Below are 26691 nucleotides of genomic sequence, written 5' to 3' on the forward strand. Positions count from 1 at the left end.
CGGGAGTCTGTTCTGCTGGCAAGATTGGGCATATCCAGTCTAGCCGCAACGGCAATGCCACGTCGCGCGAAGTTGCAACACGGCGGAACATCGTCCGAACTGCAACACGGCGGAACATCGTCCGAATATGAGCGACGCGCTCTGAAGACGTAGGCTTATAGGCATGTCGCATATTCTTTCCGCAGTTGCCTGGCCCTACGCCAACGGGCCCCGCCATATCGGTCATGTCGCAGGATTCGGCGTCCCTCGGATGTGTTCTCCCGCTACATGCGAATGCGCGGAGAGGACGTCCTTATGGTGTCCGGAACCGATGAACACGGCACCCCCATCCTCGTCGCGGCAGAAGCCGAGGGTGTGACACCGAAACAGCTGGCGGACAAGAACAATCGCATTATCGCGGAAGACCTGGTAGCGCTCGGCCTTTCCTATGACCTCTTCACTCGCACCACCACGGTGAACCACGAGAAGGTGGTGCAGCAGATGTTCGAGGTTTGCCGTGACAACGGATACATGATCATTGAGGCGCAGAACGTCGCCATTGACCCGGAAACCGGCAACACGCTTCCCGATCGCTACATCGAAGGAACATGCCCGATTTGCGGCGCGGATGGTGCGCGCGGTGACCAATGCGATACCTGCGGCAACCAGCTGGACCCGCAGGATCTCATTAATCCGATCTCGAAAGTGTCCGGCAAGGCCCCGAATTCAAAGTCAGCGACCACTACCTTCTTGATATTCCGGCGCTGGCGGATGCGCTCGCCACCTGGCTGGATCAGGTGGAGGCCACGGGCGAATGGCGGCCTAACGTCATCAGCTTCTCCAAGCACCTGCTTGAGGATGTACGACCGCGCGCCATGAGCCGTGACATCTCCTGGGGCATTCCCGTGCCCGGATGGGAGGACCAACCCAATAAGCGCTTGTATGTGTGGTTCGACGCCGTCATCGGATATCTCAGTGCGTCAATCGAGTGGGCTCGGCGCCGCGAAGCGGCGGGTACAGGCAGCGCCGATGACTGGCGGGCGTGGTGGAATGATCCGGAGGCTCTCACCTATTACTTCATGGGCAAGGACAATATCGTCTTCCACTCCCAGATCTGGCCCGCCGAGCTCCTCGCCTACAACGGTAAGGGCAGCCGCGGTGGACAGCCGGGTGCTTTAGGCGAACTCAACCTGCCCACGCAGGTTGTTGCCTCCGAGTTCCTCACCATGGAGGGAAAGAAGTTCTCCTCCTCGAAGAACGTGGTGATTTACGTGCGCGATGTGCTTTCACGCTATCAGCCCGACGCGCTGCGCTATTTCATCTCTATTGCCGGCCCCGAGGCTTCCGATGCCGACTTCACCTGGGCTGAGTTTGTACGCCGGAACAACTCCGAACTGGTGGCAGGTTGGGGAAATCTTGTCAATCGTACCGCGGCGATGATCGCGAAGAACTTCGGAGAGATCCCCACACCGTCGATGCGCGACGACGTCGACGAGGAACTCCTAACCGCTATCAGTGGTGGTTTCGAGACCGTCGGCGACCATATCGCCCACCACCGCCAGCGCGCGGCGCTGGCGGAGATCATGCGACTGGTGGGTGAGGCGAATGCCTACGTGGCCAAGACGGAGCCCTTTAAACTGAAGGCCCCGAGCAGCGCGAACGCCTAGCTACGGTGCTGCATACGCTGGCACAGGCCGTTTCAGATTTGAACACGATGATATGCGTGTTCCTACCGCATTCTTCTAACGCGGTGGATCGTGTGCTCGGGGGTAGTGGTGATATTGCGCCGCTGCCGCGCCTGGAAGAGGTCAGCGATCTGGATGGGGGCGACCCGTACCCGATTATTACCGGCGACTATACCGACGTTCATCGCTGGGAGTCGGTGCCCGTTGTACCGGGTACGCCGATTGCCAAGCCGAAGCCGGTGTTCCAGAAGTTGGACGAATCCGTGGTGGATGAGGAATTGGAACGCCTCGGATTGTCCGATTAGGCCCGATGAATTGTCTAATTGGGCCCGGTGAATAGATGTACTGACGTCAGGCGGACTTGGCGGAAGGAAGAGACTTGGCGAAGAAGAAGCGTCACCAATATCCAGATGTCCCGAGCGTCTGCCGCATCCGGTGGTCGACAACCACACGCATCTGGCGGCACGCCGCGAAATGGCACGACTGGAAGAGCTGACGCGCTCCGGGGCGGCGGAAGCCGCGGAGGCGACGTCGTCGCGACACTTGAACGTGCCGGAACATCTGGACCGGATGGAACGTGTCGGCGTGCGGCACGCTATTACCTGTGGCTGTGAGGTTCCCGAGTTGGAACCAACCGTTGCCGTGGCATCCATGCATCCGCACCAGCTATCGGCAGCGATCGCCATCCATCCGAATGAGGCGGCGCTGCACTGCGGGATTACCGCCGAGTCACCGGACGGATTGAGTCACGGGCTGGACCCTTGGCATCGGGAGTACAGTCTCACCGACGCCGTCGCGCTGGTTGCGGAACTCGCGCGGCGCCCCGGCGTGGTAGCCATCGGAGAGACGGGACTGGACTACTACCGCACCGGCGACGCGGGAAAAGCAGCGCAGGCCGAATCGTTCCGTTTGCATATCGAATTGGCCAAGCAACTCGACCTGCCGCTGCAGATTCACGACCGGGAAGCCCACGCGGATACCATCCGCATCCTCATGGAGTGCGGAGCGCCTGAGCGTACCGTGTTCCACTGTTTCTCCGGTGATGTGGAGATGGCGCGCATATGTGCCGCCCATGATTGGTATGGCAGCTTTGGCGGGTCCATGACCTACCCGGTCAACGGGTCATTGCGGGAGGCCTTCCTGGCCTTCCCGCCGGAGTTGCTCCTAGCGGAGACGGATGCACCCTATCTGACCCCTGTGCCGTGGCGGGGCCACCCCAACGCGGCGTACGCGGTGGCGTACACCGTGCGGGCACAGGCGGAATTGCGAGGGTTATCGCTTCAACGGTGGTGCGAGCAAATTGATACGAATACGCGCACGGTGTACGGGGTGTAGACGGTAAGAGTGCCGTGTGGGTGTTGCCGCTAGGGGCCGCAGGCTTCGCATAATCGAGCCGCGGGTTCGTATGCAACCGCACCCAAGGATGATGAATGCTTGATGGACTGATGTGAGGATGTATGTCTCATGGACCGGTGTGTGGATGAATGCCTCACGGACCGGTGCGCGATATATGCTGTGCGGGCATTTGCGCTTCGGAGTTCTTACTGCTGCGCGAGGATATGTTCACGACGGCGGATGGCTGCCCATACGCGAGCGATCAGTACCATGCCAGCGGCGATCAGGCCGACAGCACCCGCAAGAATCAAGCCAAAGCCGATTCCGCGCTCGAGTATGAAACCGTTGTACTCAACCCAGCGTATGTTTCCCGGCTCGAGATTCACTGCGACATTGCCAAGCGCAACGCCTCCGGCGATGAGGCCAAAACTTGATGAGCCAAGGAGGAGGTTGCTGGGCATTTTACGGTCGAAGAACTGCAAGACGAGCGGGACGAGCGCAAGTGCTAGGAATACGAGCGTTGAGATGAACGGCCTCGCGCTCCCTTGGATCTGACTTGCTGTGGCCCAGGAGATCGGTGTACCCGCCGAGTCGGGTGTTCTTATCTGAAAGTAGGGAAGGAAGAGACCGATGAACGTCACGATGATCGGGATGCCACAGATCAGAACATGTACGATCCGTGCTATGGGCGTGAATAGTGCGGCGTGGGACCGTTTTGCGGAGTCTGCGGCCAACTCGTCTGCGGGATCCGTGGTCATAGCTGAAGACTAACACCATATGCACATCGCATCGTGCGTGATAGACGCGATAGATATCTGTTGTGTGACGACAGCCGATAGATATCTGTTGTGTGACGACAGCCGAAGTCACCTTACTGTTTAGCTGGTCGGCTGCTGGCAGTAGTCAGGGACTGACGGTAAACTGCCTTCGCCCGGTGTCTGATCGCGACTATCAACTTCTCACCCGATAGCGGCACTCTTGTTCTGGGGTGGCAGTGGCTGTTTGGTGCTAGTGGCTCAACGAGTACGTACGCCGAGGCTGCGTGCGCATGGCAAAGTGTGTGCTATTCCTCGAAATCGTGCGAGAAACGCCATTTTCCGCTGGTAGATCGGCAAAAAAGCGTGTGGCGCACTTTGTGGGCGTGACGCCGGTTGCGGCACAACAGTGGAAACTGCTGGCCAAAAGGTCACGATTTGGTTACGATCAGTCTAGATTTGTTACAAATTGGGGCGGCAGGCCGTTCTCGATGAGAACAACTATCAGGAGGCACTCGTTTGGGGCGTCATAGTGGGGCTGCAGAGGCAGACATCCAGCGGCTTGAGGCGCTGCTGGCACAAGAACCGGCCGAAGGGTCGCGGCGCGCGGCAAGGCGGGCCGAACGTCTAGCGCAGAAACAGCTGGTAACCGGGGGTGTAGTGAACGACGCATCGTCGGTCACTACAGGCGCGGCTGCCACGCAGGAGCCTGTGACCGATGCGCAAGAGGCAGCAGCGAATGACGAGTCGGCGTTGGCAGCGGATGCCGCAGTCGTTGTGGAAGAAGCTACCGCAACGGTTGAGGAGCCTGCGGCGGACAGTGTTACGGAGACGCTTGAAGATGAGGCGGATGCGCGCGACACTGCGGAAATCCCCGTTGTCACCGCAGCACCTCGTAAGTTCCACCTCTTTGCGCGTTCGCGCGCGGCCGTAGTGGCGGTTGTCGCCGCTGCCGCCGGTGTGGGGGCCGTTGGTGCATCAGATGGCAGTTTGCCGGCGTCGGCCGATACCCTGCACTCCAGCCGGGCGTCGATGGCGTCGTTGAGTGCGCCGTCGACGAGTAAGGCAAGCGACGTGACCTTCACCGTGCACGTGGATGGTGGCGAGCGGGAAGTCACCACCAGCCAACCCACACTCGGCGGAGCATTGGCCGAGGCGAATATCGCGGTCGATGCGGACGATCAGGTATCGCAGCCCTTGACCGATCCGGTCGCGGATGGGGCTGAGGTGACGATCAACCGAGTGGAGACAAAGACGATCTCCGAGGATGAGGTTGATAAGTACCAGTCTTCAGAGGTTGAGGATGCCACTCTCGCCTCTGGCAGCACCGAGGTTGAGTCCGAAGGTGTCGACGGTGTTACGTCGAATACATACGAAGTGACCTACATTGATGGTGAAGAAGTGAACCGGACGCTCATCCTTTCGGTGAAGAAGACCGAGCGGGTTGACGAGGTTGTCCGGGTTGGTTCTGGAGATACCACTGCCGCCAGCAGCACGGACGCGAGTGCGAGCTCCAGTAGTACAAGTTCCGCTTCCATCGCTCCGGCGGGTGAAGCACAGCAGATTGCCTACAACATGATGAGCTCTTACGGCTGGGGCGATGGCGAATTCTCCTGCCTCGTTTCGCTGTGGAACAGGGAGTCCAACTGGAATGTGACGGCGAGTAATCCGTATTCCAGTGCCTACGGTATTCCGCAGGCACTGCCCGGTTCCAAGATGGCCTCGGCCGGTTCCGATTGGCAAACCAACGCCGCAACACAGATCAAGTGGGGACTCGGTTACATTTCCGGGCGCTACGGGACGCCATGCGCTGCCTGGTCGCATTCGCAGAGCACCGGCTGGTACTAGATCGGCGCCCTGATCACTTACGATGACATTCTTGGATGCCGCCGGTCAGGCATCGGAAGCGGCACAGTTGCTCGGTCCTGCCGACATTCGCGCATTGGCTCGGGAATTGGGTATTCGGCCGACGAAGACGCTGGGCCAGAATTTCGTGCACGACGCCGGCACCGTTCGGCGTATTGCGCGTGATGCCGACATCGGCCCGTGCGATAGAGTTCTTGAGATCGGACCAGGCCTCGGATCCTTGACACTCGCGCTGCTGGAAACGGGTGCTTGTGTTTCCGCAGTGGAGATCGATCCGCTATTGGCAGCCGTTCTACCGGCAACGGTAAAGGCGCGAATGCCGCAAGCTTCCGGGCGTTTCGCATTAGCGCAGTGCGATGCCCTCACCATCGACGGCGTCGCTGATCTTGCCGTTCCTCCGCTGGCTGGCGCGGCACCATATGTGCCGGAGCATCTTGTTGCCAACCTTCCGTACAACGTGGCTGTTCCGGTGCTATTGACCTTGTTGGAGGTGCTTCCTAGCCTGAAGACCGCGCTTGTCATGGTGCAATCCGAGGTCGCTGATCGCTTGGCGGCGGAACCGGGCTCGCGCACCTACGGGGCTCCTTCCGTGAAATTGGCGTGGTATGGACAGGCGCGGCGTGGCGCGAAGATCGGCCGTTCCGTCTTTTGGCCGGTCCCCAACGTTGACTCGGCGCTGGTGAGTTTCAGGCGTAACGCCTCGCCGCGGGATGCCTCGCCGCAGGATGCGGCGCAACGCGCATCCAACATTTCGCGCGAGGAGGTATTCGCCGTCGTCGATCATGCCTTCGCGCAGAGAAGAAAGACCTTGCGCGCCGCACTGGCCGAATGGGCAGGAAGTCCAAGCAGTGCCGAACAGATTCTCCGCCGGGCCGGCCTCGATCCCGGGGTGCGTGGTGAGCGTCTGAGTGTCAATGAGTTCATTGCCATAGCGACGGCGGCCCGTTTGATCACAGAATCTGAGGGTGGGCTGGACTAGGCTTAGACGAGGAGCCCTTCCACCGGGGACCCGCTCCATGGCCCGCGAAACGAGGAACGTAGATGGATCAGGCGATGCACCAGCTCTGGCTGCGGGCTGAGCGTCGGATCGATCTGGCCATTGCGGGTATGGCTGCCTGCGGACTGTGGGCGCTGCTGTTGCTGACAATTGTGATACTTACTGGGGTGCACTGGACGTCCCAGTATTCCGTAGCACTAATAGCCGGATTCCCGGTGGCGCTGGTGTTGTGCGGTCCGCTGCGTGCCGGGCTACGTGTGGCGCGGGCGATCGAAGAGCGAGATCTCGACGAAGTGGAGCGTTGGCGCGAAACGCGTTTGCCCCCGGCTTCTCCGGACCTCCTCATGGCGCGCATGCGCCGCGTTCACTTCCCGTTACTGGGCGTTGTGGCGGGGTTCGCCGTAGTGATCGGCATGCTGGGCTATTACGGTATGACTCACCCGGAGCATTCCGCCATGCGGCTCTACGCACTGGGCATTATGCTGACGGCGCTGGGAGTGGCACTATGCGCATTGATTCTCATGACGGTGGCGCGGCTTAGCTCGCGTGTGGTTTTGGCGCTGCTGACCGCAGTGAGCTGGCTGGTTCCGGTGGGTCTAGGCACGGGCGCGTGGGCTCTGATCAGCGGCAGAGTGGAAATCGCGGATTCTGCCGGTGGCACCAGCACCACGGCCATTGTGTATGTCATTTTCGGCGTGATTCTGTTCTTGATCGCAATCACGCTCAGCGGGCTGTGGGTGGTGTGGCTGGGGCGTGCCCTACGCGGATTGGGCTTGGAACTGAATCTCGATGCGCGTACCGTCCCCGCCATTACTGATGAGAGTGCACTAGCCTTCAGTGAGCCCGAATTCGACGAGACCGACGTTCGTATTGTGCGTGACGCCTTGGCGGTGTCACTGCGCGACAGGGCAGCCGGAGTAGTGGTGGCACTGGCCAGCGTGGGGATTATATTGCTAGGGGCGGTCGGCCAGTCGGGAACGCCGATCCATGGTGTTGTGGGCGGAATACTGGTGATCGCCTTCGTGTACTACATGGCGCGTATGCGCGGGCCAGCTGGAGGCTAAGAGCGTATGCGCGGCTTTCGATGTTCTTCGCGAGCGGCGCGAGCACATGGCACGAGAGTTCACTCCTGCTCGAAAGATGGGAGCAGAAGCAGAGCGGCGGCCTCTGGATAGTCGCGGTATTGTCGGCCTACTCTCCCTTCCCGGTAGACTATCCGCCGTGCATACAGTTCTCGCATCTGCGCCGGCAAAGGTGAATCTCGCACTGCGCGTCGGGCCGCCGCGTCTGGATGGCTTTCATCCCCTCGACACCGTTTTCGAGGCTCTTGACCTCTTCGACGACGTCCGCGCCACCGCGCTGCCCGATTCGGATTCAGTGGCGCAGGCCGGCTCGGGCAACAGGTCCGTCCGTTTACGTTACGAGGGCGACGACGGCGGTGCTCCCACCGGCGATACGAACCTGGCCGTTCGGGCGGCACAGCTGCTGCGCGAACGCTACGGCATTGCCGACGGCGTCGAACTGACCCTGACCAAGCGCATTCCGGTGGCGGCCGGGCTGGCGGGTGGGTCCGCCGACGCGGCTGCCACGCTGGTGGCATGCAACGAACTATGGGGCCTGGGGCTCGACGCGCCGACTCTGCGGGAACTGGGCGCCGAACTCGGATCTGATGTGCCCTTCTGCCTGTTGGGAGGCGTCGCCCATGCCACCGGCCGTGGTGAAGAACTGCGGGTGCTGCGCCCGGGCACCATGCACTCCTGGATTCTCCTGGTTTCGCCACATGGTCTGAGCACGCCGGATGTCTTCCGTGAATTCGACGCCATCATGGGATATCGGCCCGTGCCCGAGTCTCTGGTGCCGGAGACAGAGGAATTGCAGGGCACGGTTGGCACAGCCGATCTGCGGCGCATGGCGCCGCTTATGGTCAACGATCTGCAGGAGGCGGCCTTCTCGCTGTATCCGACTCTGCGGAGCATCATTCGGAAGGCGAACTCCTACGGCGTGGCAGCGCTCGTCTCCGGGTCGGGCCCAACGGTTGCCGTTCTGGCAGAGGATGCAACGACCGCCGACGCGCTTGCGGGACGCCTCGCCCGGGATTTCCCCGAATTGACTGCACTTCGGGCGGACGGGCCCGCCGGCGGCGCGCATATCCGGGACGCCTTCTGATGGCTCATTTATTGGCCGCCGACCGGATCGGTATTACCCGCGGGCACCGTCCCATTCTCGCTGATGTCTCTGTGAGCCTTGCGGATGGTTCACGCGTCGGCGTCGTCGGTGCAAATGGCGGCGGGAAAACTACCCTACTGCGGATGCTCGCCGGAACCCTCGCACCGGATACGGGGCGGGTTACGCGCACGAATGGTTCCCGGATCGCCTATCTCATGCAGGCCGACTCATTTGCCGAAGGCTCCACGGCGTACGAGGTCATCCACTCCACGGCCGCAGTGCACGAGTGGGCGAGCGACGCGCATATCAGGCGCCTGCACGCCGGTCTACTGCCTGATATCGCGCTGGATAGCAAGGTTGACGAGCTTTCGGGTGGGCAGCGCCGCCGCGTCGCCCTGGCCGCAACGCTGTGCCAGAACGCCTCCATCGTCATGCTGGACGAGCCGACCAACCATCTGGACATTGACGGTATTACGTTCCTGGCGGACTATCTCAACGAGCGTTTCGGAGGCGCACGTGTACGCGGTGCGTTGATTGTGGTCACTCACGACCGGTGGTTCCTGGACGCGGTGTGTACGCGACTATGGGATGTAGTGCCCGGTGTGGATGAGCGGGGCGGCACGGCGCCCCAGGCCGGCCGTGTCGAAACGTATGAGGGCGGGTATGCCGCCTATATCTTGCAGCGGGCAGAGCGAGAGCGGCAGGCGGCGGTTGCGGCGGCGAAACGTAACAATATCCTGCGCAAGGAACTGGCCTGGCTGCGTCGGGGAGCTCCCGCCCGTACATCGAAGCCGCGGTTCCGCATCGAAGCGGCGGAGGCACTCATCGCCGACGAACCGGCTCCCCGCGACACGGTGGAACTGACCCGTATGGCAACGGCTCGCTTGGGCAAGGACGTTATCGATCTCGAGGATGTTTCCTTCGCCTACCCCGGCGGCGAGTATGTGTTGCACAATGTCACGCTTCGCCTCGCGCCTGGGCAGCGCATCGGCATTCTCGGTCCGAACGGTGCGGGAAAGTCGTCGCTGCTCAGTCTGATCTCCGGGAAGCTTCAAGCCACGGCCGGTCGAGTGACAACCGGGAAGACCGTGCGGCAGGCGGCACTGACGCAAGAAACGCGGGAATTGGACGAGGTCGCAGATTTGCGCGTGGTGGAGGCTGCAAGCGAGGTCGCCACGAGGGTTACGGTGGGAAAGAAGGAATTGACCGCGAGTCAGCTGGTGGAACGGCTTGGTTTTACGCGCCAGCGCGCCTGGACCGCGGTAGCTGACCTTTCTGGTGGTGAACGACGGCGGCTGCAACTACTCCGCTTGCTGATGGCGGAGCCGAATGTGCTGTTATTGGATGAACCGACCAACGATCTGGACACCGACACCTTGGCGGCGGTGGAAGACCTGCTCGACTCGTGGCCGGGCACACTGGTCGTCGTCTCGCATGACCGCTACCTGCTGGAGCGCCTCACCGACCAGCAATATGCGGTACTGGGCTCCGGGGTGCGGCATCTACCCGGCGGCGTGGATGAGTACCTGCGCCTGCGGGAGAATGCGGCGGTACGGGCAGCCGGTGTACAGGCGGCACCCGCAGAGAGGCCTGCCGAGCAGAAGACCACGCGAGCCGCAGAAAATGATGGTGGTAGTGCCACGCCACTTTCCGGTGCGCAGGAACATGCCCTGCGCAAGGAACTTCATGCCGTAGAGCGAAAAATGGACAGGGCTGCTCGCACGGTCGAGGCGATTCACGAGCGGATGGCAGCGCACGATCCGAGCGATTTCGAGGGCTTGCGCGCTCTGGATGATGAACTGCGCGAGGTGCAGGCCGCTAATGAGCAACTCGAACAGCGCTGGTTCGAGATCTCAGAACAGCTTGAATAACCGATGTAATACGGATTGGAGACAGGCGCAACTCGCCTAGAGGATGCAGGTTCTTTTCGGATCCGCCGATTTCGTCCCTTTTCTCAGGCGCTCTTAGCGACCGAGTCATCCTCCAGCAGGCAGCGAGCGGTTGCTACGTCGGTAACGAGGTGGGTGGCCAAACCGCCGATCAGCGCACTGTGAAGGGCCGCGACCTTTGCCGGGCCGTGCGCGATAACGAGGCGCGTCGGGATCTGGGTCATCTGTGGGAGCGTTAGCCCGACAACGCGCTTCTCCAAGGTGGAGGCAACGGTATGCCCGTCCGCGTCGAAGAAGCGTGCCGATGTGTCGCCGACGGCACCCGCGCGTTCCAACTGTCGGCGTTCTGTGGCGGTAATGGCGTGAGCTAGCGGGCTTTCCGTCCAGTCAAGGCCACCAACGCCCGTGATAAGAGTGTCCGCGCTTGCCGCCCGGCGAAGCGCTTCGGCCACTCCGGGGCTTTCGCGCAGGCTGCGGGCGACGGTAGGTGTTTCGGCAAGCAGCGGTGCCAGCAGGTGATAGCAGTGGCCACCGGTGACGGAGGCCAGATGAGCGGTGAGCTCTTCCGGGTTCAGCCCTTCGGCGGCTCCTGACCACCCGCCCGCCAGCGGAACGAATAGTGCATGCCTGCGGCCGAGTGGAGCGAGCTCCCGAATCGCGGCGCCGAGAGTGCGGGAAAGACCGACGGCCACCGTTGATGCCTGGTCAAGAGCGAAATACAGTGTTTGTGCGCCCGCGCCTGCCATTTCAGCCGCAGTACGCTGTGGATCATCGAATGTGGGGGCAAGGCGAACCTGTTCCAAGCCGTATCGCGCCGCCAAGCGTGCCGCCAACTCGGCGAAGTGCGGGCCGTCGTCGCCGTGAATACGGATCTCGACGATTCCGCGTTGGCGCGCCTCTGCCAATAGGCGCGTCACCCGTACGCGTGAAAGCCCAAATGCCTGTGCTATCTCACGCTGCGTCATATTTCGCTCGTAATAGAGGCGAGCGATTTCTACCAGGTGCCGTGAGGATAACCCATCTGATAGTCGGATAGGTTTGCTCTGGTCGACGTCGCTCATAAGACAAGACTAGCTGCAACAGCATGAACGCGTATGAACCGTTGTGCAATCCTAGTGAACCGTTGTACGCTTGCTGTGCAATACCGTTCGAAGGAGATCGGCATGGAAGAAAAACAGAACCGATACGTCATCGGAGTAGATGGCGGGACGACGGCGGTCAAAGCCGTCGCTTTTGATATGACCGGAGGCGTTGCCGCGGTGCACTCGGAGCGGGTTCCGGTTGAGTACGGCGAACGCGGTCAAGCCGAGCAGGATATGGAAAGCATATGGCAGGCTGTGGCCGCGTGTCTGCGCCAGGTTGTTGCCGAGTTGGGCGACGGGGTGGAAATCCTGGCGGTGGGATTAACCGGACAGGGCGATGGCCTGTGGCTGCTAGAGGGTGACGGACACCCGGTTCGCAAGGCAGCGATATGGCTGGATGGTCGAGCCGCTGAGAGAGTGGAGGAATGGAACCGCAGCGGTAAGGCCGAAGCCGTTCTGAATACGACGCAGACGACGACGTTTCCCGGACTGGCGCCGGTTCTGCTGGAGGAGCTGCGGGAGGCCGAGCCGGACGCAATTGCACGGGCGGCCACCCTGCTGTACTGCAAGGATTGGTTGCGCTACCGGCTCACCGGTGAACTCTCCACGGATTTCACCGAGGCCTCGCGGAACTTCCTCGATGTGCGCACCGCAGCGGGATACTCCGCGGAATTGGCGAGAGCACTCGGCATGGAGGAGGCCATCGGCTTGCTTCCGCCCGTGCGGCGGGCGGATGCACTCGGTGGCCGAGTAAGCGCTGATGCCGCGGCCGAGACCGGCTTACCTGTGGGTACCCCGGTAGGAATGGGAATGATTGATGTTGCCGTCACGGGAAATGGTCTGGGTGCCATTAACAATGGCGATGGATGGCTGATCCTGGGCACTACGGGATTTGTTGGCGTGTTGCGGGCGGATGCGACGGCGCGCAGTTCGGAGAACTCCATGGTGCTCGCCACCGGACGCGGCACGCAGGTTCTTGAATTCTTCGCTCCCATGACGGGTACGCCAAACCTGGAGTGGATTCGCAGCACCTTGGGGTTGGAAGAACTGACCTGGGGTGAGATAGAGAGCATGGCGCGCACCGTGGCTCCGGGAAGTCAGGGTGTGATCTACTTGCCCTACGCCTCGCCTGGTGGTGAGAGGGCGCCCTTCCAGGACACCGCGGCCTCGGCGTCGTGGATGGGAATGTCCATCACTACTAATCCGGCGGAGATCCTGCGCAGCGTGTACGAGGGCGTCGCCTTCTCGCTGTTGGAATGCGTTGACGTTCTGCAATTGACGGGAGAGCTGGTGGTCTCCGGGGGAGGATTCCGCTCCGATCTCATGTGCGAGATTCTTGCCGATGCCTCGGGGCAGAGTGTACTGCGCCAGGACGCTCCGGAGGCGGGCGCGCGGGGAGCCGCCGTGCTGGCACTGGTGAGCGCGGGTGTGGCAGTGGATGTGAAAGCCGCTGCGGAGATGCTTGCTACCTCGTTGAGTCGCTTCGAACCGGATAGCACGCGCCGCCAGCGCTACCGCGCCGTGCACGAGGTCTACCTACGCGCCCGAGAGGCAATCCGGCCGGTGTGGCCGCAGATGCGCGCGTTGCGCGCCGACGGCACCGCGTCGGGCGATGATGCGACGGGGAACACCAGGGCTACAGCGGGTGCAACAGAGGCGGAAACTGCGCCCGAAACTGGGGCGTCACCGGACGCCACCTCAGCAACGGAGACGTCCCTGCCAGCGGCCGATGCGGCACCAACAGGCAGGCAGTCGCCGTCGGACAAAGGCATGGAAGGGCAATGATGATGAACGAAGCACTGGAGAAAGAGATAAGAGAGCGTGTGGCCGAGCTCATTGAGGTGGGCCGCGATATCGTTGCCAAAGGCTTAGCGCTAGCCAGCGGTGGAAATCTATCTGCCCGAATAGGTGAGGATACCTTCGTTGTTACGGGGAAGGGGACGTGGCTGGACAGGTTGCAGCCCGAGCACTTCACGCTGATGCGCATGGAGGGCTCGGTTATCAACGGGCCTGTTCCCTCCAGTGAATGGAAACTGCACGCGCGAACATACGAGGCGCGCGCTGACGCGCGAGCCGTGGTGCATATGCACCCGCAATACGCCCTGCTATTGACCGCTCTCGGTCACCGCATCCGCTTCATCACCCAAGACCACGCCTTCTATGTGGGAAGCTATGGGTACACCCCGTACTACGTCAACGGGTCCGACGAATTGGCGGATACCGCCGCCGAACAGGTAGCCGACGGGTCACACGACGTCGTCGTGCTGGGCAATCACGGGATTAGCGCACTGGGTGACTCGGTTGAGTCGGCGTTCCGTAAGGCGTTGAACCTAGAAGAGGCCGCGACGATGACGTACCGCGCCCTGCTCCTGGGCGATACGACGACGGTATTTCCGCCGGATAAGTTGGCGGAGCTCAAGCATCAATAAGAGCAGCGGAGGAACGAAAAATGAAAGTGCTGGTTGCCGCAGATCGTTTTATGACTGCACGGGTGATGACCGACTCTTTGCGGAAGCATTTGCCCGATGTGGAGATCGCCTCCATCGCAAACGACTTCCCGTATACGCCGCTGGCGTCAATCGGTGATGTCGATGAAGCCGTGGGAGATGAGGAGGAACTTATCGCTGCTCTCACTGGGGTGGAGGTGTGTTTCACGCACACGCACCCTTTCACACGCCGGGTACTGGAGGCCTGCCCACAGTTGCGGATGGTAACGGTATGCCGCGGGGGACCGGTTAACGTCAATTTGCCTGCCGCAGCGGATCGCGGCGTGGTCGTTACGAATACTCCCGGGCGAAACGCGGCTGCGACGGCGGAGCATACCGTGGCGATGATTATGGCGGCGGTGCGCCAAATTCCGCAGCGGCACAATGAATTGGCAGCGGGGCAGTGGCGTGGGGACTATTACGATTATGAGAAAGTTCCGCTCCAGATTGATGGAGCCGTTGTGGCACTTGTCGGATACGGTGCGGTGGGTTCACGTGTTGCCGCTGCGTTGCGAGCGCTCGGCGCGCATGTGCGGGTCTATGATCCGTTCCTCGATTCGCACCTGCTTCCAGATGGTATAGAGCACGCCGTCTCCTTGGAGGCTGCGTTGCGAGACGCGAATATAGTGACGCTGCACGCGCGATTGACCGCAGAAAACCGGGGTATGCTCGGCGCCGAACAACTGGCGCTGCTGAACCCGGGAGCGGTAGTGGTCAACTGTGCACGTGGTGCCCTGCTTGACGCAGATGCCCTCTGCGATGCGTTGGAATCCGGTTATCTGGGCGGCGCGGCGCTTGACGTATTCCCGGTTGAGCCCCTGCCTTCCGACCATCGCTTGCTGAGGGCGCCACATGTGGTTTTGACACCGCATATTGCCGGCGCGAGTCGCGGCTCAGCCGAGGTGGCGGCTCGCACCGGGGCGGAGGACATCGCGCGATACACGCGGGGAGAAAAGGTGCTGCATGCGGTGATATGACACCCCGCGCTGGAGCACGCGGGGTGGGCACGCTCGGCAAAGTTATCCCTGAGACCCCCTGAATAGCGATGTGATCTTGACGCGCTCGCCTGTGCGCAGAATGGATCGCTCGTAGATCCTCCCGGCGAGTATGCCGAGCAGTGGGATACAGACAAGTGTCAGAGCCGCTGCCAGTAGCTGCTCCCAGAGAGCCACGGAGTCAAGAGCGGTTCGCATGGGCATCATGTAGGGGGAGAGGAAGGGAACATACGAAAGTATGCGGGTGATGCTTGCGTCGGGTAGCAGCGGAACTAGGTTAAGTGCCGCATAGAACGGGATCATTTGGAAGAAGACGACCGGGGTTTGTACCGCCCCCAGATCTTCCTGTCTCGATACCGTCGCTGCCAGGCCACCGATTAGTGCGGCGTAGGTGAAATACCCGAGTACGATCCATAGAAGAACGACCGGCAGGAAGACCCACAGGCCCAGGCTGCCGAGCGCGGAGAGATTACTGAGAAGCCCGGCGATTGCGAGGCCTGAGAGCAATGCCGTGAGGTAGACGGCAAAAATGATGAGCATGGCCGAACCAATGCCAAGGATCTTGCCGAGTAAGAAGGTACGCGGGCGCACCGTTGTCAGCAGGATCTCCACCACGCGGCTCGACTTCTCTTCCACGACGCCAGCAGATAGTGTGGAGATACCCAGCAGAACTATCACCATCAATAGCGCACATCCGATCGTTCCGGCGAGGTAACCCATTGGGTTCTCGAACATTGCGTTGGTTGAGATGACGTTGACCTGTAAGAAGGACAATCTGACCAACTGTGATGACAACTCGGGGGTGAGCACGCCTTGCTGGTCAACCAGATAGAGGGTGGATGCGAGGACGACCTTTTCACGAATAGCGTTCGCTTCGCCGCGGGTCGAGAGAACTGGTTCGGCGGGTATTCCCGATACAACGGCCTCGACTTCCTCGTTGTCCTGCAGAATTGTCTCGGGATTTCCGCTTGCCTCGACTACTTCGATTCCACCCTGCCCGACGAGGAACTCGGTTAGCGGGGAGGCATCTTGCGTTACCGCGATGGGGATGGCTTGCGGGGTGGATTCCTCGTCGTTGTGCAGGAAGATCCGCCCAGCAACTCCAGCGAGTAGCAATACTGCGACGACAATGGCGGTTGAGATACGCATTGCCTTCGACGTCAAGATGGTGTTGAATTCACGCCTAATAACGATTCCGAGCATCAGGCCACCGCCTTTCGCCGCGAAAACAGACTTCGCTTGGGTTTCTTCGCTGTTTCTTCTTCGTCTTCGGCAGGCGCCACGACGACGTCCTTGAATAGCTCGGTCAGGTGGGGACGGCGCGGCGCAAACTCGTGCACCGGGCCCGCTGACAGGGCCGCCTGGAGGATTTGTTGGTCGTCGACGGCGCTGGGCTGATCAAAAACGACTCGGACGGTGCCGTCGATACGGGGTGCCTCGGAGGTTCCTTCGAGGGGATCCGCCTCAACGCGGATGCCCAGTGGAGTGAGCACATCTCGTAGGGCGTCGAACGAGGCTCCGGAAGCGATGGCGAGCTGCTTATGGTTGGCGCCGCGAAGTTCGTCAATCGTTCCTTCGGCGATCATATGCCCCTGCGAAACAATGCCAACGCGATCACAGAGGCGCTCCACCAGATCGAGCTGATGGGAGGAGAAGATAACCGGGACGCCGACCTTTGCCTTCTCTTGTAGGACCTTGCTCATCACATCTACGGCTACTGGATCCAGGCCGGAGAACGGTTCGTCCAGGACGAGTAGTATCGGGTCATGCACAAGCGATGCAGCCAGTTGTACTCGTTGCTGGTTGCCGAGGGAAAGCTTTTGAACGTTATCGTTGCGGCGGGATGCGATGTTGAGCCGCTCGGTCCAATGCTCCATGGCGGTTTTTGCGGCTTCAGCGTCTAGGCCGTGTAGCTGTGCCAGGTAGATGAGTTGCTTGCCGACAGCCATACGCGGGTAGAGTCCGCGTTCCTCCGGCATATAGCCCACCTTGCGGCGGGTATCGAAGTCTAGTGGGTTATGATTCCACGTCACTGTGCCGGAATCGGCGGCGAGTACGTTGAGCATAATGCGCATAGCGGTGGTTTTTCCCGCGCCGTTCGAGCCGACGAATCCGAAGATCTCGCCTGGATTCACGTGGAAGGACAGATTGTTCAGGGCCTGTAGGCTGCCGAACGACTTATTGAGGCTGTCGATCTGAAGCATGCCGCTCCTCCATGTAGTGGTACTTCCTGGCCAAGCTATCACATTGCAGATAGCCGTGTACAACCCCGGGGAGTTGGTGAGATTGAGCAGTGGATGGCCAAGCGCGGGTAGCCGGGGGTCTTCCTCCGGAACGGGGATTCTTCCCGGTCAGCGGTCTTTGCTGACCGCTGTTGTGCGAGGGCGTCGTGCTGCTGTACCGAGTGGGAGGCGACGGCGGCCTCTCTGGTGTGGATATGGGATGCTGGTCAATGGGCGCTGACATGCAGTGGAGTGTGGGTCTGTTACGTGTTTGTGGGGTTTGATTCCTCTGGCGGGGTGGTGGGGGTGTTGGTTTCGTCAGGGTCTTCGATTTCGTAGGGTTCGTCGAGGCCGTAGGGGTCGTCCGGGCAGCGTCGTTCGTCTGCTGCCGGTGAGGGGATAGTGGGTGGGAGGGGTTGGTCGGCGAACATTTGTTTCACGAGGCAGGGGTCAATCTCGAACCCGGGTTCGGGTTCGAAGCAGAATCCGGCGGAACCGCCGGAGCCGATGAGTTCTGGATCACGATCACGTTCCTCTGGTGTGATGGAGAGGAGGGTGAAGGTGCCGACGCCGGGTTGGGTGACGGACTCGCCGACTTGGAGAGTCCTGTCTATGCCAGTGATGGTGTTACCGCCGCTGAGCGTGGCCTTTCTGACCCCGTTTTCGATGCGGACGCCGTACACCGTGTAGTTCACGCCGTCTGGGGGAACACCAAGCCGAGAGCGAGTGCCTTCACGAATGCCAATCGGGATGCCGTTGGTGCAGGCAGCTTTGTCAGCCGGGATTGTCATGCGGCTGACGGAGGGCATGGGAACGTTGAGGTCCGCAGTGCAGGAGGAGAGCGTGGATCCTAGGAGGGCTGCGGTGATGATTGCCGTGCCGAGTTGGGTTCTTTGCGTGGCTCTGAGCCGCATGGTGTGTTCTCTTCCTCGCGTTTGTCGAAGTGCTTGTCTGCCCCGCCATGTGATTGCCGATGGCTACGTGTGCGTGGTATCCGATTCCTCTGCCGGGGCGGTGGGGGTGTCGGTTTCGTCGGGGTTGTCCGGGCAGCGTGGTTCGTCTGCTGCCGGTGAGGGGATAGTGGGTGGGAGGGGTTGGTCGGCGAACATTTGCTTCACGAGGCAGGGGTCGATCTCGAATCCGGGTTCGGGTTCGAAGCAGAATCCGGCGGAACCGCCGGAGCCGATGAGTTCTGGATCACGATCACGTTCCTCTGGTGTGATGGAGAGGAGGGTGAAGGTACCGACGCCGGGTTGGGTGACGGACTCCCCGACTTGAAGAGTCCTGTCTATGCTGCCGAGTCCCTTGCCACTTCCGCGGATGTGAGCTTTTCTGATGCCGTTTTCGATGCGAACGCCGGAGACTGTGTATTTCGGCCCGTCATCGTCGGCGCCAAGCCACAGGCTGGTTCGTTCTATCATGGCGATCGGGATGCCGTTAGTGCAGGCAGCTTTGTCAGCCGGGATTGTCATGCGGCTGACGGAGGGCATGGGAACGTTGAGGTCTGCGGTGCAGGAGGAGAGCGTGGATCCTAGGAGGGCTGCGGTGATGATTGCCGTGCCGAGTTGGGTTCTTTGCGTGGCTCTGAGCCGCATGGTGTGTTCTCTTCCTCGCGTTTGTCGAAGTGCTTGTCTGCCCATGTGATTGCCGATGGCTACGTGTGCGTGGTATCCGATTCCTCTGCCGGGGTGGCGGGGTTGTCGGTTTCGTTGGGTGTGTTGGAGTCGTCGGTTTCGTCAGGCTTTTCGATTTCGTCAGCTGCATCGGCTTCGTAGGGATCGTCCGGGCAGTTCGGTTCGTCCGCTGCCGGTGAGGGGATACTTGGCGGAAGTGTATGCCAGTAGGGTTGTTCTTTCACGAGGCAAGGATCAACCTCGAAACCGGGTTCCGGCTCGAAACAGAACCCGGCGGAACCGCCAGCACCGATAAGTTCTGGGTCTCCCTCATACGGGGTGATGGACCTCAGGGTGAAGGTGCCGACGCCGGGTTGGGTGATGGACTCCCCGACTTGAAGAGTCTGTCCGATACTGCCGATTTCCTTGCCTCCTCCGCCGACGTAAGCCTTCCTGATACCGTTTTCGATGCGAATACCGGAGACCGTGTAGTGGGGGCCTTCCAAGTCTGTACCGAGGTCGAGAACTGTCCCTTCGCTGATGCTGATGATGATGCCGTTAGTGCAGGCAGCTTTGTCAGCTGGGATCGTCATGCGGCTGACGGAGGGTAGGGGAACGCTAAGGTCTGCACCGCAGGCGGAAAGCACGAATAACGGTACTGCTGCCAGTACGGTGAGTTTGCGTGCCATCCTTCTTCTCCAGTCTGTGCTTCTCTGCATATCTGGTGCGTTCTTTCATGTAAGCAAGGCCGGGTTGATGGTGAATCCGGGTGCGGGCTTGAAGACAAAGGTAGCAATACCGCCGCCACCGGTGCGTCCGGGAGTGCGAACCTGAACGCGAATATGCACCAGCGTGAAGGTCCCAACTCCGGGATGGTTAACCGACTCGCCGGCCTGCAGGGTCCGTTTGATACGGCCGGTCCTGCCTCCGCCGCGTAGGTGTGCTTTCTGTACACCGTGCTCAATACGCACGCCGGACACCGTGTACCGTGGTCCGTCCGGGTCATCGCCGAGATGAAGAACAGTCATCTCCTGGGCAGGGATAAGAATGCCGCTGCTGTTGTGGTTCATGGGATGGTTCCTATGTCGACCTGACCGTAATACTGTGAGAACGTATCCCAGGACAAATGGAATGTGCCGTCCACAGGGTTGTCGCTAGGGGTGTCATTGTGGCCCCAGGGGTTGCGTAGTGTCACGCCAGACGCGTCGGCAGACACGACGGTGTAGGCATGTGAGCCGTTCAGAAAGATCTCTTGTTGGCTGCCATCCGGAAGTGACGCGGTGACGGTTGCATGGCCCTCGCTATCGAAGGTTCCGTCGGGTACCACGGTGGTCGAGGCGATGGCGGGCTGGTGGTTCCTACTGGCCTCGATGATCGCGGCGCGTTTCTCGGAGTCGTATTCTCTTCCCATGCCAAGGACTGATGTGGCCTCCAAGCCGGTGATGTCTTTGAAGACCTCCGTGCCGCTATTGCCACTGATACCGTCTGGGCCGCCCAGTGTGCCACCAGGATGGAGTTGACCGTAGGCGGACTCGAAAACAGAGACGACACTAGGGCCGTTACTCCCTTTCACGCCTCTGGTGTAAACATCGGTGACCAATACCTGTTGTTTAGCGTCGTCATCGGGATGGAGGGGATCGTCGTAGAGTGTAACCAGGTAGCCGTCCTGCTTTCCACTCGCGTCATAGTGCGGAGTAATGCAGGAGGCGAGCCACTCCTGCCCCTCCGGGTACTGCATCACCGATCCCAGACCAGCCAGGTAGGTACAGTCCCCGATGCCACGCTGGTTGATATCCTCTGGGGCCATGTCCTTCAGCTGGTTATTGATCCGCTCCATATCCCGCTCGGTCAGCGACCGTTGCGAGCCTATCTCAACACCGTCGTCGTTATAGTTGACCGGCTCGATATCCAGCGCATTGCGTAACTCGGCACCGCATTGGTCTGCCGCCTCCTCCAGCGAGGTGAGGTATCGGTTGTAGTCGTCGACGAGCAGGGCGACCTGCGGAGACAGTGCCATATAGGTGGCTGCCTCCTGCCAGGAGGCAACACCGGAGAGCTGTGCGTCCAACTTCTCCAGCTCGCCCTGTACATTGGCTGCCAATCGCTTGAACTCGGCAACAATGTATCCGTAGTTCTCTAACGAACTTGCCGCCTTATACAGCCCATCTTGCAGTCGCGTTACGGCTGACTTTTGTTCGGACATGGCAGATTGGAATGCATTGGCGGAGGCGCCCTGCCAATCGGGTACCGCGCGTTCGCTATGCCGCAGATCGCCATACGCTTCCTCCGCGTTCTCTCCGGCCGCTCGTACTTCCCGGGCGTAACGGGCTACCTCGGCCGGATCGCCGGGCACATCCCCGATCAAGTTATTGAAATACGACATAGTCCACCCCTAGTGGGCGCGGTGATCATTGCCGGTAAAGATCTGCGACCAGACCGACGTCCCGGTGACTTCGCCGCCGAGGAGTAGCGCCATGGCCTGCCACGAGGCCCCCGAATCCGACTGGGCCCAATCATGCGCGACATCGTCATCCGTCTGGCCGACAAACTTGGCCGTGTAATCAACCGCGTCGGCCGTATCCTCACACCAGGAGATTGCGCGCGAACGCCGTTCCGTGTGAGCAAGGCCGAAGGTAATCGCCGAATCGAACAGGCTCGGGAAACCTAAACCAACATCAGGCACGTACGGGAAGGTTTCGAGGTGGAGATTGTCCGCGATCTTCAGTAGCCGCTTACGCAGATCCGCCATCTGATCCACATCAAGCCTGATATCACCCATACGATGCTCCTGTACGAGGCATGGAAGAAATGGAAATTTCGCTGTGGATTAAAGGCTAACAGGATGAAGGTGGCTGGCGCTAGGACACGGAGAGCGCCAGCACCCGAACTCCAACGGCGGCGGGTGGCTGCGAGCCCGCAACGAACTGTCGCCCGAATCACGTTTGCGCAGGTGAGAGGTCCGAGGTGGAGGGTTGCTGCACTCTGATACCCGCCGCTGGGGGCGACGGCAAAGCTGAAATATGTGCTTGGTCACATGGCTATTACTGGGGCGGCGACTAACCGTCGCCCGTCGCGGTTCCGCTGCGCAAGGCCGCAGAGGCAGTCGGGGTGGACTGCTAACCCTCGCTTGCGGGCGCTCCGCCATCGCGCCCTAAGGTCACCAGATGTGGATTGCGTTCCATTGCCCGTAGCCCGAACCAGACGAGATTCGTCACATGAGCGGCCGTCTCCTCCTTGGAAAGCAACCGATCATCGGCCCACCATTGCCCGATCCGCCCGATTGCCCCCGCCAGCAGCTGACCGTAAATCGGGGCGGTTTTCGGATCAAGCCCCTGCCTCTCCAACAAAGGAGCCAGCAAGTCCGCCACTTGCTCTGCGACGTCGGCAATCACCGTGGAGAATGTGCCGGATGTAACGGCGGAAGGGGACTGATGCGACAGTAGGCGGAAACCGTCGGCGCTGTCCTCAATGTAGTCGAGAAGGGAGAGCACGATGCCCTCCAGCATCGCCCGCGGGGGTAATTCGGGGCGCATTTGTGCCGCGAGCATGTCGGTGAGAGTGGTCAATTCGCGGTCCACAATGACCTGGTAGAGGCCTTCCTTTCCGCCAAAATGCTCATAAATCACGGGTTTTGACACCTCGGCGGCGGAGGCGATTTCCTCGATGGATACAGCGTCGTATCCGCGTGCTCCAAAGAGTTCCCTTGCCACGCGAATCAACTGTTCGCGCCGCTCGGCGCGCGTCATGCGCACGCGCTTAGGAGTTGGCAGGTGCGGAGCCGGTAGAGAATCACTCATGGCTTCCATTATGACAGGAGGCGAATCCCCCGCTAGAATCATCATGGTCTGAATTCCGCCTTGGTGTAATGGCAGCACAGAGGTCTTTGGAACCTTTAGTCCAGGTTCGAGTCCTGGAGGCGGAGCTGGCGTGGCATCTGCAAAGTGCCGCGCGGCTCGGCACATGAGTGCCGAGGGGCCCGTCCCAGTCACCCAGATAGGGGGTTGCCGTGAGCGTGTCGCATCCGGCCGCGGTTATCATCCTCGCAGCGGGGCAGGGTACCCGTATGAAGTCCGCCACTCCGAAAGTCTTGCATACCATGTGCGGGCGGTCATTGCTCGGCCATGCCATTGCGGCGGCGCGTGGCCTGGAACCTGAGCATCTTGTTGTCGTGGTGCGCCACGAGGGTGAGATCGTCGCGGCGCACGCCCAGCAGTGCGACGCCGCCGCGGCAATTGCATGGCAAGACGAGATCAAGGGCACAGGCCGCGCGGTGTGGTGCGGTCTGCAGGCGTTGCCAGAAAGTCTTGACGGCGCAGTCGTCGTGATGGCCGGTGATACGCCTCTCCTCGATACTCCAACGCTTTCGAGGCTGGTAGAGAACCACGCGGCAAATGCCGTGACGATTCTGACAACCCTGGTTCCCGACGCCACCGGATACGGTCGAATTCTGCGTGATGACGCAGGGCAGGTTCGTGGTGTGGTTGAACACCGCGACGCTACCGACGAGCAGAGGGCCATTCGGGAAATCAACACGTCGACATACACATTCGATTTGGCCTTCCTGCGCGGCGCTCTCGGCAATCTCGGTACCGCCAACGCGCAGGGTGAAATGTACCTCACCGACGTGGTATCTGCAGCCTACGGTGCCGACGCCGGCGTCGGAGATCTGGTTCTCGATGACTCCTGGCTGGTGGAAGGCTGTAATGATCTGGCGCAATTGGCCACCCTGCGCGCGCAGATGAATCGCCGCCTTCTAGAAAAATGGATGCGATCCGGGGTGTCGATTATTGATCCGGCGACGACGTCGATCGATGTGGGTGTGCGCCTGGAACCGGATTGTCGGGTGGAACCGGGGACCCTGCTCCGTGGAAAGACGGTCGTGGCGACCGGCGCAATCGTTGGACCGGGCGAATTCGAGAACGCATTCGTGGGTGAGAACGCCGTCGCCCGGCACGTCGTCGTTCACGACGCATCCATATCGGCAGGCGCTCGGCTCTTGCCCTACACCGCCGTGTCAGCAGAAACAGAATCCGCTGACGGTACTGACCCGAAACGACTACCGGCCAACTGAGTGATACAGGGGATCCATCATGACGGGAATGCAGGTCAGCAACGATAAACGCCTCGTGCTGGTAAGCGGCAGAGCGCATCCGGCACTTGCCAAACATGTGGCAGAGGAACTGGGGATCGACCTGCTTCCCACCACGATCTACGATTTCGCGAACTCAGAGATATATGTCCGCTTCGAAGAATCGGTACGTGGAGCGGACGTCTTCATCCTTCAGTCGCATCCCGACCCGATCAATAAGTGGCTGATGGAGCAACTGATCATGGTCGACGCCGCCAAGCGTGCGTCTGCGAAGCGCATTACCGCGGTGGCTCCCTGTTACCCCTATGCACGCCAGGATAAGAAGCACCGTGGCCGCGAACCCGTCTCCGCCCGCCTGGTGGCGGACCTTCTGAAAACCGCCGGAGCCGACCGCATCATGAGCGTCGATCTGCATGCCGCCCAGTCGCAGGGCTTCTTCGACGGCCCGGTGGATCATTTGTGGGCCATGCCCACGCTGGTGGAATATGTGCGCACACGCATCGACACCGAGAACGCTGTAGTGGTGTCCCCGGACGCCGGGCGTATCAAGGTGGCGGAACAGTGGGGCAACCGGCTGGGAGGCGTTCCGCTCGCTTTCGTGCATAAGACTCGCGACATCAACAACCCGAATAAGGCGACGGCGAATCGTGTTGTAGGTGATGTCATCGGACGCACCGCGGTGATTGTGGATGACCTCATCGACACGGCCGGAACGATATGCGGTGCGGTGCGTGTGGTGTTGGAAGCCGGAGCAAAGGACGTCATCGTCGCCGCTACGCACGGCGTGCTCTCCGATCCGGCGGTTGCCCGGCTGCAGGAATCGGGCCTGCGTGAGCTGGTCATTACCGACACATTGCCCATCCCGCCGGATAAGCGTTTCCCGCAACTGACCGTACTGCCGATTGCTCCCATCCTGGCTCGCGCCATCGACGAGGTGTTCGAGGATGGCTCGGTAACAAGCCTGTTCGACGGCGCCTACTGACGATGCAGCCACGTGGCTGCGCTCTACGTTCAGGTGTCATCGCGATACTCTTAAAGGGATGTATTACACAATCCTTGTGCTGGCCGGAGTGGGCGCAGGAATCGTCGGCTACCTCGTGGGGCTGGCGTCTCTGGTGAGCTATCCGGTTATGGTTGCGCTGGGTATCCCGCCGGTACTGGCGAATACCTCGAACACGGTGGCATTGCTTGGTGCAGGAGCCGGCTCCGTGGCGAAGGCATGGCGGCGAATGCTGCAGGTAAAGGTGTACCCGCTATGGCCGCAGTTGCTGGTATCCCTCGTTGGAGGCGCTGTTGGGGGATGGCTCCTCATCGTGGCCGACCCGGCCGTATTCGAAGCGATTGTTCCATGGCTTGTGTTGACCGGTACGGTGTTGGTGATGCTGAGTCCACGGATTAACGGTGCGGTGACGAAGCATCGCCTGGCGCTATGGGCATTCCTCGCGATTCTGCTCCTCATTACGATCTACGGCGGATATTTCGGTGCCGGGGCGGGAGTGCTGTTTTTTGCTCTATGTGTTCTGGCAACGCCGATGTCCGCCCACGATGCGGTGCTGATGAAAACGCCCATGCTCTTGGTGTCGAACATGGCGGCCGCACTAATCTTCATCACCCGTGGCCAAGTGAACTGGCCTGCGGCCATTGCCGTTGGTGTAGGCGCTTTTGCGGGAGGTTATGTTGCGCCGATCATCCAGCGCTACATTCCGGAAAACGTCATGCGCTGGATGGTGGCCGTTGGCGGTCTGGTTATGACCGTATGGTTGATTGTGCGTTAGGGTCGGCGTTGTTCCGACGACGGCGTAGTTCCAAGTGCGAGTGGTAGCCGGAACTACTGGTGCTGGGTGCTGGCGCGCACTACTCGGGCCGTCCCGCCGGTTATAGCGCCGTACGACTCTGGCTTTACGTAGTGCACCTGTCGTGTCCGCTGTGAGTGAAAGGTAGGGGCTGAGTAACGAGGCCCCTTACTTCGCAACCAGATACTCTGTATGCTCGGTGATGTACATCGGGCCCGGTTGTACACCGATCTGCAGCCCGGCAAGGTTGCTGATCCCTGTCATGTACCTACGACCCAAGGACGAAACTATGTTGTTCCGTACTATCGCTGCTACAACGGCACTCAGCGTTGCGCTTGGCACTGCCGGCGTTGTCACGGCATCAGCCTCAGAAAACCGTCAACCACCTATCCCGCCGGTGGTATTGACCAGTCACCTTACAAGTGGCCGCACCGCTCCGGACGAAGCATTCACTCTGCCGCCCATCACGCCGGTCATCCCACCGGCCGTCGGTGCGGTCCTCATGTGGCTCGGGCGGCTCGCGATCCGATTCACATTCCACTCAACGCAGAAAATGGCGAAACACGGACTCTCCCGGCAGATGGTGAAGAATGTCATCAACAACGGGAAAAGAACGAAAGGCAATGGAAATACATCGGTCTTTACCTCCGGGAAAGGGCAGAACAAGATCCGAGTCGTCATCGACAACAGAACCGGCAACATCATCACGATAACGAAAGGAAACAACTAGATCATGCAC

General features: G+C 60.7%; 24 protein-coding genes, 1 tRNA gene and 1 pseudogene. 15 read left to right on the top strand and 11 right to left on the bottom strand.

The window, feature by feature from the left end:
• Nucleotides 1–163: 163 nt before the first annotated feature.
• Together metG and DDD63_RS02420 are read left to right on the top strand one after the other, a co-directional pair.
• Nucleotides 164–1969, top strand: a pseudogene (gene metG, locus DDD63_RS02415) (methionine--tRNA ligase).
• Between the two features lie 130 nt (nucleotides 1970–2099).
• A complete protein-coding gene (locus DDD63_RS02420) occupies nucleotides 2100–2999 on the top strand; it encodes a TatD family hydrolase (protein WP_240611355.1) in 900 nt (299 codons plus the stop codon).
• 206 nt (nucleotides 3000–3205) lie between these two features.
• Here the strand turns inward: DDD63_RS02420 and DDD63_RS02425 are convergent, their stop codons facing one another.
• Nucleotides 3206–3757, bottom strand: coding sequence for a hypothetical protein (locus DDD63_RS02425; protein WP_108715032.1), 552 nt, complete (start codon nucleotides 3755–3757; stop codon nucleotides 3206–3208).
• A gap of 516 nt (nucleotides 3758–4273) precedes the next feature.
• Between DDD63_RS02425 and DDD63_RS12700 the strand changes: the two genes are divergently transcribed.
• The 5 genes from DDD63_RS12700 (at nucleotide 4274) to DDD63_RS02450 (ending at nucleotide 10654) form a co-directional block, all read left to right on the top strand.
• Complete coding sequence (locus DDD63_RS12700; protein WP_240611357.1) at nucleotides 4274–5602, top strand: G5 domain-containing protein; 1329 nt, start codon at nucleotides 4274–4276, stop codon at nucleotides 5600–5602.
• 22 nt (nucleotides 5603–5624) lie between these two features.
• Nucleotides 5625–6599, top strand: coding sequence for a 16S rRNA (adenine(1518)-N(6)/adenine(1519)-N(6))-dimethyltransferase RsmA (gene rsmA, locus DDD63_RS02435; RefSeq protein WP_108715033.1), 975 nt, complete (start codon nucleotides 5625–5627; stop codon nucleotides 6597–6599).
• 62 nt (nucleotides 6600–6661) lie between these two features.
• Nucleotides 6662–7681: a hypothetical protein gene (locus tag DDD63_RS02440; protein WP_108715034.1), complete on the top strand. Its 1020-nt coding sequence runs from the start codon at nucleotides 6662–6664 to the stop codon at nucleotides 7679–7681.
• 46 nt (nucleotides 7682–7727) lie between these two features.
• Nucleotides 7728–8783: a 4-(cytidine 5'-diphospho)-2-C-methyl-D-erythritol kinase gene (locus DDD63_RS02445; protein ID WP_108715035.1), complete on the top strand. Its 1056-nt coding sequence runs from the start codon at nucleotides 7728–7730 to the stop codon at nucleotides 8781–8783.
• Nucleotides 8783–10654 carry an ABC-F family ATP-binding cassette domain-containing protein gene (locus DDD63_RS02450; RefSeq protein ID WP_205647301.1) on the top strand — a complete coding sequence of 624 codons (1872 nt, stop codon included), beginning with the start codon at nucleotides 8783–8785 and terminating at the stop codon, nucleotides 10652–10654. The genes DDD63_RS02445 and DDD63_RS02450 overlap by 1 nt, the downstream gene beginning before the upstream one ends.
• Nucleotides 10655–10737: 83 nt before the next feature.
• Here the strand turns inward: DDD63_RS02450 and DDD63_RS02455 are convergent, their stop codons facing one another.
• Nucleotides 10738–11733, bottom strand: coding sequence for a sugar-binding domain-containing protein (locus DDD63_RS02455; RefSeq protein ID WP_108715037.1), 996 nt, complete (start codon nucleotides 11731–11733; stop codon nucleotides 10738–10740).
• 102 nt (nucleotides 11734–11835) lie between these two features.
• On the opposite strand from DDD63_RS02455, the gene DDD63_RS02460 reads away from it, so the two are divergent.
• Genes DDD63_RS02460 through DDD63_RS02470 form a run of 3 tightly spaced genes read left to right on the top strand, consistent with a single transcriptional unit; the run spans nucleotide 11836 to nucleotide 15217 of the window.
• Nucleotides 11836–13539, top strand: a complete 1704-nt coding sequence (locus tag DDD63_RS02460; protein WP_108715038.1) for an FGGY-family carbohydrate kinase — start codon at nucleotides 11836–11838, stop codon at nucleotides 13537–13539.
• A complete protein-coding gene (locus DDD63_RS02465; protein ID WP_240611359.1) occupies nucleotides 13536–14183 on the top strand; it encodes a class II aldolase/adducin family protein in 648 nt (215 codons plus the stop codon). Before DDD63_RS02460 ends, DDD63_RS02465 begins: the two co-directional genes overlap by 4 nt.
• A gap of 20 nt (nucleotides 14184–14203) precedes the next feature.
• A complete protein-coding gene (locus tag DDD63_RS02470) occupies nucleotides 14204–15217 on the top strand; it encodes a 2-hydroxyacid dehydrogenase (protein WP_108715039.1) in 1014 nt (337 codons plus the stop codon).
• Nucleotides 15218–15259: 42 nt separating this feature from the next.
• Here DDD63_RS02470 and DDD63_RS02475 read toward each other — a convergent pair whose 3' ends face one another.
• The 9 genes from DDD63_RS02475 to DDD63_RS02515 all read right to left on the bottom strand — a co-directional run bounded on the left by DDD63_RS02475 (nucleotide 15260) and on the right by DDD63_RS02515 (nucleotide 22867).
• Nucleotides 15260–16438: an ABC transporter permease gene (locus tag DDD63_RS02475; RefSeq protein ID WP_108715040.1), complete on the bottom strand. Its 1179-nt coding sequence runs from the start codon at nucleotides 16436–16438 to the stop codon at nucleotides 15260–15262.
• Entirely contained in the window at nucleotides 16438–17439 is a 1002-nt protein-coding gene (locus DDD63_RS02480) for an ATP-binding cassette domain-containing protein (RefSeq protein WP_108715041.1), read from the bottom strand. The genes DDD63_RS02475 and DDD63_RS02480 overlap by 1 nt, the downstream gene beginning before the upstream one ends.
• Nucleotides 17440–17720: 281 nt before the next feature.
• Nucleotides 17721–18371 carry a hypothetical protein gene (locus DDD63_RS02485; RefSeq protein WP_108715042.1) on the bottom strand — a complete coding sequence of 217 codons (651 nt, stop codon included), beginning with the start codon at nucleotides 18369–18371 and terminating at the stop codon, nucleotides 17721–17723.
• A 63-nt stretch (nucleotides 18372–18434) separates the two neighbouring features.
• Nucleotides 18435–19052 carry a hypothetical protein gene (locus DDD63_RS02490; RefSeq protein ID WP_108715043.1) on the bottom strand — a complete coding sequence of 206 codons (618 nt, stop codon included), beginning with the start codon at nucleotides 19050–19052 and terminating at the stop codon, nucleotides 18435–18437.
• Between the two features lie 59 nt (nucleotides 19053–19111).
• On the bottom strand, nucleotides 19112–19759 hold the full coding sequence (locus DDD63_RS02495) for a hypothetical protein (protein WP_108715044.1): 648 nt from the start codon (nucleotides 19757–19759) through the stop codon (nucleotides 19112–19114).
• A gap of 45 nt (nucleotides 19760–19804) precedes the next feature.
• Nucleotides 19805–20140, bottom strand: a complete 336-nt coding sequence (locus tag DDD63_RS02500) for a hypothetical protein (RefSeq protein WP_108715045.1) — start codon at nucleotides 20138–20140, stop codon at nucleotides 19805–19807.
• Nucleotides 20137–21453 (bottom strand): WXG100 family type VII secretion target, encoded by a 1317-nt coding sequence (locus DDD63_RS02505; RefSeq protein ID WP_108715046.1) that lies wholly within the window; start codon nucleotides 21451–21453, stop codon nucleotides 20137–20139. Before DDD63_RS02505 ends, DDD63_RS02500 begins: the two co-directional genes overlap by 4 nt.
• A 9-nt stretch (nucleotides 21454–21462) precedes the next feature.
• Nucleotides 21463–21849, bottom strand: coding sequence for a hypothetical protein (locus DDD63_RS02510; protein WP_108715047.1), 387 nt, complete (start codon nucleotides 21847–21849; stop codon nucleotides 21463–21465).
• 337 nt (nucleotides 21850–22186) lie between these two features.
• The gene (locus DDD63_RS02515; protein ID WP_240611361.1) at nucleotides 22187–22867 is read right to left on the bottom strand and encodes a TetR/AcrR family transcriptional regulator; all 681 of its coding nucleotides are present in this window, start codon (nucleotides 22865–22867) and stop codon (nucleotides 22187–22189) included.
• A gap of 54 nt (nucleotides 22868–22921) precedes the next feature.
• Between DDD63_RS02515 and DDD63_RS02520 the strand changes: the two genes are divergently transcribed.
• The 5 genes from DDD63_RS02520 (at nucleotide 22922) to DDD63_RS02540 (ending at nucleotide 26682) form a co-directional block, all read left to right on the top strand.
• Nucleotides 22922–22992: transfer RNA gene (locus DDD63_RS02520), tRNA-Gln, on the top strand.
• Nucleotides 22993–23076: 84 nt separating this feature from the next.
• Nucleotides 23077–24141 (top strand): NTP transferase domain-containing protein, encoded by a 1065-nt coding sequence (locus tag DDD63_RS02525; protein WP_205647302.1) that lies wholly within the window; start codon nucleotides 23077–23079, stop codon nucleotides 24139–24141.
• 19 nt (nucleotides 24142–24160) lie between these two features.
• Nucleotides 24161–25141, top strand: a complete 981-nt coding sequence (locus tag DDD63_RS02530) for a ribose-phosphate diphosphokinase (protein ID WP_108715048.1) — start codon at nucleotides 24161–24163, stop codon at nucleotides 25139–25141.
• A 58-nt stretch (nucleotides 25142–25199) separates the two neighbouring features.
• The gene (locus tag DDD63_RS02535; RefSeq protein WP_108715049.1) at nucleotides 25200–25934 is read left to right on the top strand and encodes a sulfite exporter TauE/SafE family protein; all 735 of its coding nucleotides are present in this window, start codon (nucleotides 25200–25202) and stop codon (nucleotides 25932–25934) included.
• 307 nt (nucleotides 25935–26241) lie between these two features.
• Nucleotides 26242–26682, top strand: a complete 441-nt coding sequence (locus tag DDD63_RS02540; RefSeq protein ID WP_108715050.1) for a DUF4258 domain-containing protein — start codon at nucleotides 26242–26244, stop codon at nucleotides 26680–26682.
• Nucleotides 26683–26691 lie beyond the last annotated feature (9 nt).

The sequence above is a fragment of the Actinobaculum sp. 313 genome (assembly GCF_003073475.1).
In the GTDB taxonomy this organism is placed as follows: Bacteria; Actinomycetota; Actinomycetes; order Actinomycetales; family Actinomycetaceae; genus Asp313.